Source organism: Mesorhizobium sp. M2C.T.Ca.TU.002.02.1.1, from assembly GCF_003997225.1.
This window is the reverse complement of the sequence record NZ_RZTO01000308.1, coordinates 1-6,547: the sequence shown is the minus strand read 5'-3', so window position 1 is coordinate 6,547 and position 6,547 is coordinate 1. Positions and strand designations below refer to the sequence as shown.

The following is a 6,547-nucleotide window of genomic DNA, read 5'->3' as shown; positions in this document are numbered from 1 at the left end:
CCGGCTTCCGGCTGACGCCGGCGCTCTTGGAGAAGGCGATCACGCCGCGAACGAAGTGGCTCTTCCTCAACATGCCGGGCAACCCCTCCGGCGCGGTCTATTCCGGGTCCGATCTCCAGGCGCTGGGCGCGGTGCTGGCAAAACATCCGCAGGTGCTTGTCCTCTCCGACGAGATCTACGAGCACATCCTGTTCGACGGGCGCGAGTTCGTCTCCTTCGGCAAGGCCTGCCCGGAGCTCAGGGACCGCACGCTGATCGTCAACGGCGTCTCCAAATCCTATGCGATGACCGGCTGGCGCGTCGGCTATGCGGCCGGGCCGGCGCCGCTTCTCAAGGCGATGTCGACGATCCAGAGCCAGTCCTGCACATCGGTGTGCTCGATCGCGCAGGCCGCCACCGTCGCCGCGCTCAACGGCCCGCAGGACGAAGTCGCGCGTTTCCGCAAGGCCTTCGAGCGGCGCCGCGACCTGGTCGTCGACGGCATCGGGAAGATCAACGGGCTGACGCTCTCTCCACCGGAAGGCGCCTTCTACGCCTATATCGGCTGCGCCAGCCTGATCGGCCGCAAGACGCCCAAGGGTGTCGTGCTGGAGGACGATGCGGCCGTGGCGAACTACCTTCTGAACGAAGGCCGGGTGGCGTCGGTGCCCGGCGTCGCCTATGGACTGTCACCCTATTTCCGCATCTCGACCGCGACCAGCGAAGAGGTGCTGACCGAAGCGATCGCGCGGATCAACGCCGCCGTCGCGCAAGTGGAGTAAATGATGCCGCATTATGAACGTATCCTGATCACGGGCGCCGCCGGCCGGCTCGGCTCACAGCTGCGCAAAGGACTGGTGCCGCTGGCCAAGACGATCCGCCTGGCGGGCCGCGAACCCTTCGGCGATCTCGCGCCGCACGAGGAGGAAGCAGTGTTCGATCTCGCCGACATGGAGGCGACGATCGCCGCGACCAAGGACTGCGACGCGATCGTGCATTTCGGCGGCGCGCCGCTCGAATGCGAATGGCAGACCATCCTCGATTCCAGCATCCGCGGCTCCTACCACATCTATGAAGGCGCCCGGAAACACGGCGTGAAGCGCGTCATCTACGCCTCCTCGGTGCATGCCATCGGCTATCATGAGGTCGAGGCGCATATCGGCGTCGACGCGCCGGTGCGGCCCGATAGCCTTTACGGCGTGTCGAAGAATTTCGTCGAAAGCCTCAGCCGGCTCTACTGGGACAAGTTCGGCATCGAGACGGTCTGCCTGCGCATCTTCTCGTCCTTCCCCGAACCCGCCGACCGCCGCATGCTGTGGTCCTATCTCTCCTTCGCCGACTGTGTGCGCCTGGTCGAGGCCTCGCTCACCGCGCCGCGCGTCGGCCACACGATCTCCTTCGGCATTTCCGACAACAAGCTGAAGATGGTCGACAACAGCGGCGCGGACCACCTGGGGTTCATCCCGCAGGACAGTGCCGAGCCGTTCCGCGCCGCCGTCGAGGCAAAGACGCCGGTACCCGACCCGAACAAGCCGTCGGTGAAATATCTCGGCGGCTGGTTCTGCGAGCTTGGGCATCCTGACGACAAGCCGGCATGACGCGCCGCTTGTAGCGTCACGATCATAGCCTCGGAGTCATGATCTGGATGCCTATTTCCGGGTGGATGCCGTGTTTGCCTGAATGGCCGTATGGAGGCGCGAAGCAGCCGCAGGCGCCGCGCGGTGCACCGGCTATCGCAGCATGGATCCGGTATCGATGAACCGCTGGTGCCAGGACAACGCCTCGCCGGGCAGCGATGGCGATTGTTGGCCATAGGAACCGGCCTTGGCGCGCCGGAAATAGTCAAGCAGGTCCGGCTTGTAATCGGGATGCGCGCAGTTCTCGATGATGACCTGCGCGCGCTGCTTTGGCGAGAGGCCGCGCAGGTCCGCCAGCCCCTGTTCGGTCACGATCACCTGGACGTCCTGGGTGATGTGGTCCACGTGGCTCGCCTGTGGAACGATCGCCGAAATCTTGCCGCCTTTGGCAGTGGACGGCGTCATGAAAATCGAGACATAGGCATTGCGCGCGAAGTCGCCTGACCCGCCGATGCCGTTCTGAATGCGCGACCCCATGATGTGCGTGGAATTCACATTGCCGTAGATATCGGCTTCGATCAGCCCGTTCATGGCGATGCAGCCGAGGCGGCGGATCAACTCAGGATGATTGCTGATCTCCTGGGGGCGTAAAATCATCTTGTCACGGAAGCTCGCCATCTCGGCATTCAGCCTGGCAGCGGCCTTAGGGCTTAGGGAGAACGCGGTCGCCGAAGCCATGCGCAGCTTTCCGGCTGCGAGCAGGTCGAGCATGCCGTCCTGGATCACCTCGGTATAGGCGCTCATGTTCTCGAACGGTCCGTCGAGAAGCCCGCCCAGAACGGCGTTGGCGACGTTGCCGACACCGGACTGCATCGGCAGCAGCGATGCGGGAAGACGGCCCTTCGCCACCTCATGCCGGAAGAATTCCAGAAGATGCCCGGCTATGGCTCGCGCCACGTCGTCCGGCGGCGCGAACGGCAGGTTGCGGTCAGGAGCATGCGTCTCGACGATCGCGACAATCTTGCCGGGGTCGCAACGGAAGTACGGCTCACCGATCCGATCGTCGGGCCGCACAAGTGGGATAGGTATGCGATTGGGGGGCAGCGCGGTGCCGTAGTAAATGTCGTGCATCCCTTCCAGCACGGCGTTCTGCCAACTGTTGACCTCCAGAATCACTTGGTTCGCGCGATCGAGCCATGTCTTGTTGTTCCCCACGGACGAAGAGGGGATCAGCGCGCCATCCGGCCTGATCCCGGCAACTTCAATGACCGCCGTATCGAGCGGCCCCAGGAAGCCCTGCCACGCCATGGGGGCAACCTGGCTCAGATGCATGTCGAAATATTCCATCTCGCCGCGATTGATCATTTCGCGGGCGATCGGATCGGAATTGTACGGCAGGCGGAATTCTATGCCGTCAGCCTTTGCGAGAGCGCCATCCAATTCCGGACCCGTCGAAGCGCCGGTCCATACGCGCACGCGAAAGGGATTGCCCGCCGCATGTTCCGCCTCGATCCGCGCCGCCAGCGCAAGCGGCACGGCCTTGGGATAACCCGAGCCGGTAAAGCCGCTCATGCCAACGGTGCTGCCTGAGGCAATACAGGAAGCCGCCGCTTCAGCGCTCATCAGCTTGGCGCGCAGGTCAAGACGTTCAATCCGCTCCACGGACGTCCTCCTCGGTGTCTGAACCGCATTCACTATAGCTTCGGCAGAGAAACGAAATTGTCTCAGGTCAAATGGCTGTCATAAGGACTGGCTCCGGCGCGTCTCGGAGACTGACGCGACCGCATCGAGATGCGCCTTGCGTCAGTGTCGGGCGGGAGCGAGGTTCACTTCGCCCGCGAAATGACAGGCGGCAATATGACCTGGTCCCATGACCTTTGCTGGTGGAGGCATCTCACAAACTGCTTGCGCGGCGGTACATCGCGTGCGGAACCGGCAGCCCGTTGGTGGATTGACAGGACTCGGCACGTCGCCGTTGAGCAGGATGCGCTGACGCGCCCGTTCCTGCTTCGGATCGGTATCCGTATCGCACTCAGGAGCGCCTGGGAATAGGAATGAGACGGTCTGTCGTAGCGCGCGCCGCTCTCGCCGATCTCCATCAGCCGCCCGAGATACATGACGTAGACACGCTGGGCTGCCTGCCGCACCACAGCCAGATCATGCGCAATGAGCAGACAGGCCCTTCCTTGCGCGCGACGAGCTTGGCGCCGATACGGCCGATCTCAACGGCTGCGCTCGTGGCTCGGCCGAAGGGAAGCGCGGATTGTCAAGGCTTGCCCCTCACGGTGACGCCGCCCGTGAGGGGCCATGGCTCTGCTGTGCCCTTTTGCCGAGATAGAGTTCCTGCATGACCGGCGACTGCTTCAACTGCTCGATGCTGCCTGAGGCCACGATGCGCCCGGAATTCATCAGGTAGCCCTGTTCGGCCACGGAGAGCGCAAGCCCGGCGTTCTGCTCGACCAGCAGCACCGCCGCGCGAAACTTCTCGCGGACGTCGATGATGATGCCCTGCAGCTCCGACACCAGCAACGGCGACAGTCCGAGCGAGGGTTCGTCAAGCAACAGGATGCGCGGTCTCGCCATCAGGCCGCGCGCGATGGCCAGCATCTGCTGCTGGCCGCCGCTGAGCGTGCCGGCCTTGGCGCCGCGCTTCTTCGCCAGGATGGTGAAATAGTTCTCCATCAGGGCGATGTCGGCCTCGATCGCATCCCTGTCCTTGCGGCAGTAGGCGCCGAGCAAAAGGTTCTCGCGCACGCTCATGTCGGCGAACACGTGGCGGCCCTCCGGCACCATCACGACGCCGAGCGCTGCCTTCTCGTCGGCATGCAGCGCGGTGACGTCGCGGTCGTCGAAGGTGACCGCGCCGCGCCGCGGCTTCACCAGGCCGGCGATGGACCGCAGCAACGTCGTCTTGCCGGCGCCGTTGGGGCCAAGGATGGTGACGATCTCATTTTGGTGGACCGCGAGCGAGACGTCCCGATTGACCGCCACGGGCCCATAGCCGGTATCGACATGCTCGACGACAAGCAGGCTCATGACGCGGCCGCCTTCCTGTCGGGGCCGAGATAGACCTCGCGCACCTTGGGATCGGCGAGCACCTCTGCCGGCGGGCCTTCCGCGATCTTGGTGCCGAAGTCGAGCACGACGAGGCGGTCGCAGAGATCGGCCATCATGTCCATGTCATGGTCGATGAGGCAGACGCCGATGCCTTGCGGCGGCAGCTGCGCGATGACCGCCGCGAATGCCTGGGCTTCGCTGTCGTTCAGCCCGGCGCCCGGCTCGTCCAGCAGCAGGAGTTCGGGCGAGACGCCGAGCGCGACGGCCAGCCCAAGGCGCCTCAAGCTGCCGAAGGGCAGCGATCCCGCAATCGCCCTGCCAAGCGGCGCCAAGCCGACAAAGTCGAGGATCGTGCCGGGCGAGGCCCAGCGGCCGCCTCCCCTCCTGCCCTGCTCCCAGGCGATCCGGACATTTTCGCCGACGGTCAGACCGGGGAAGGACATCGCCTGCTGAAACGTCCGCACCAGCCGCTTTCGCGCAATGCGATGCGCGCCGATATTGGTTATGTCCTGCCCCTGCCAGAATACCGTGCCGCCTGTCGCCGGATGGACGCCGGTGACGACGTTGAACAACGTGGTCTTACCGGATCCGTTGGGGCCGACGATGCCCACGACCCGGTCGGTGTCGATATCGAGATCGATGCCGTTGAGCGCGACCACGCCGCCGAACTGCTTGCGCAGACCTCTCACCTCAAGCGCGGCCATTCGAGCCTCCACCCTGCGTCTGCGTCCCGGAACCGCCGGTCAACGCGCAGTAGACGTTCTTGATGCCGGCGCCGACGCCGCCCGGCAGCAGAAGGATCACCAACAGCAGGCAGATGCCGTAGGCGATGCGGGAATCGACCGGATCGAGGTTCAGCACCTCGGGCAGGAAGTTGACGATGACGGCGCCAATCAGCGGCCCGTAGAGGTAGCGGGCGCCGCCCAGCATGACCATCAGCGCGAGGTAAAGGCTCGGGAACGCGCCGAACAGGGTCGGCGAGATGTGGCGCAGGTAATAGAGCTGCAGCACCCCGGCGAGGCCTGCGAACAGGCCTGAAACCATCAGCACGCCAAGCTTGTGCAGGTCGACATTGATGCCGACCGAGCGCGCCAGTTGCTCGTTCTCGCGGATCGCCCGCAGCGTGCGGCCATAGCGGGAAATGCCGATGAGATAGGTTGCCGCAAGCGCCAGGAAGAGCGCCGCCAGGACCAGGTAGTAATTGTTGGAGAGCTTGTCGAAATTGATGCCGGGCAACGGGGTCACCGACCCGACATCGAGGCCGGTCGCGGATCCGGTGAAGGTGCCGCCATTGGTCAGCACGATGACGAACAGGGCGCAGAAGCAGAAGGTGATGATGATGTAATGCTGGCCGCCGACCCTCAGCGTCGGCAGGCCGATGACGCCGCCGACGATCGCCGACAAGGCCATGGCGAATGGCAGCGACGTCCAGAAGCCCAAGCCGAGTTGGACGGAGAGGATGGCCGAAGCATAGGCGCCGACCCCCATCAGTGCCGCATGGCCGACCGACATGATGCCGGCCTGGCCGAACTGCAGACCGAGGCCGTAAAGTCCGATCGCCGTATAGAGCGTGGTGATGGCGATCGACAGAAACCGGTAGCCGAGGCCGAGCCAGGGCAATGCGATGAGCAGCACTGCCAGCAGGATCGCCGTTATCGCCTGCACGCTCGCCGGCAGGGGAACGGAAGCGTTGTCGGCGGTCAAAAGCGCGAGACGATGCGAGGCCCTGGTTCGGCCCGGCGCGGCGCCCGTCGTGCCGGCGCTGTTGTCGGTCACAGGCATCGACATCTCACGACGCCTTGGGGCCGAGCGTGCCGCCAAGCAGCCCCTGCGGCCGCAGCACCAGGATCAGGATCATCACGACCAGCGAATAGGCGTCGGTCCATTCCGGATAGCCGTAGCCGGCGCTCAAGCCGTCCACCAGGCCGAGCACC

General features: G+C 64.7%; 6 protein-coding genes. 2 read left to right on the top strand and 4 right to left on the bottom strand.

Annotated features, from left to right (window positions below):
- Together EOD07_RS17475 and EOD07_RS17470 are read left to right on the top strand one after the other, a co-directional pair.
- Positions 1-761, top strand: a 761-nt coding sequence (locus EOD07_RS17475; RefSeq protein WP_127236354.1) for an aminotransferase class I/II-fold pyridoxal phosphate-dependent enzyme, incomplete at its 5' end; no start/stop codon positions are given.
- A gap of 3 nt (positions 762-764) precedes the next feature.
- Positions 765-1,577: an NAD(P)-dependent oxidoreductase gene (locus tag EOD07_RS17470; protein WP_127236353.1), complete on the top strand. Its 813-nt coding sequence runs from the start codon at positions 765-767 to the stop codon at positions 1,575-1,577.
- A gap of 132 nt (positions 1,578-1,709) precedes the next feature.
- Here EOD07_RS17470 and EOD07_RS17465 read toward each other — a convergent pair whose 3' ends face one another.
- The 4 genes from EOD07_RS17465 to EOD07_RS17445 form a co-directional block, all read right to left on the bottom strand.
- On the bottom strand, positions 1,710-3,179 hold the full coding sequence (locus tag EOD07_RS17465; RefSeq protein WP_127236356.1) for an acetyl-CoA hydrolase/transferase family protein: 1,470 nt from the start codon (positions 3,177-3,179) through the stop codon (positions 1,710-1,712).
- 657 nt (positions 3,180-3,836) lie between these two features.
- Positions 3,837-4,592 (bottom strand): ABC transporter ATP-binding protein, encoded by a 756-nt coding sequence (locus EOD07_RS17455; RefSeq protein ID WP_127236352.1) that lies wholly within the window; start codon positions 4,590-4,592, stop codon positions 3,837-3,839.
- A complete protein-coding gene (locus EOD07_RS17450) occupies positions 4,589-5,317 on the bottom strand; it encodes an ABC transporter ATP-binding protein (RefSeq protein WP_127236351.1) in 729 nt (242 codons plus the stop codon). The genes EOD07_RS17455 and EOD07_RS17450 overlap by 4 nt, the downstream gene beginning before the upstream one ends.
- Positions 5,304-6,401, bottom strand: coding sequence for a branched-chain amino acid ABC transporter permease (locus tag EOD07_RS17445; protein WP_245470194.1), 1,098 nt, complete (start codon positions 6,399-6,401; stop codon positions 5,304-5,306). The genes EOD07_RS17450 and EOD07_RS17445 overlap by 14 nt, the downstream gene beginning before the upstream one ends.
- Positions 6,402-6,547: the final 146 nt, after the last annotated feature.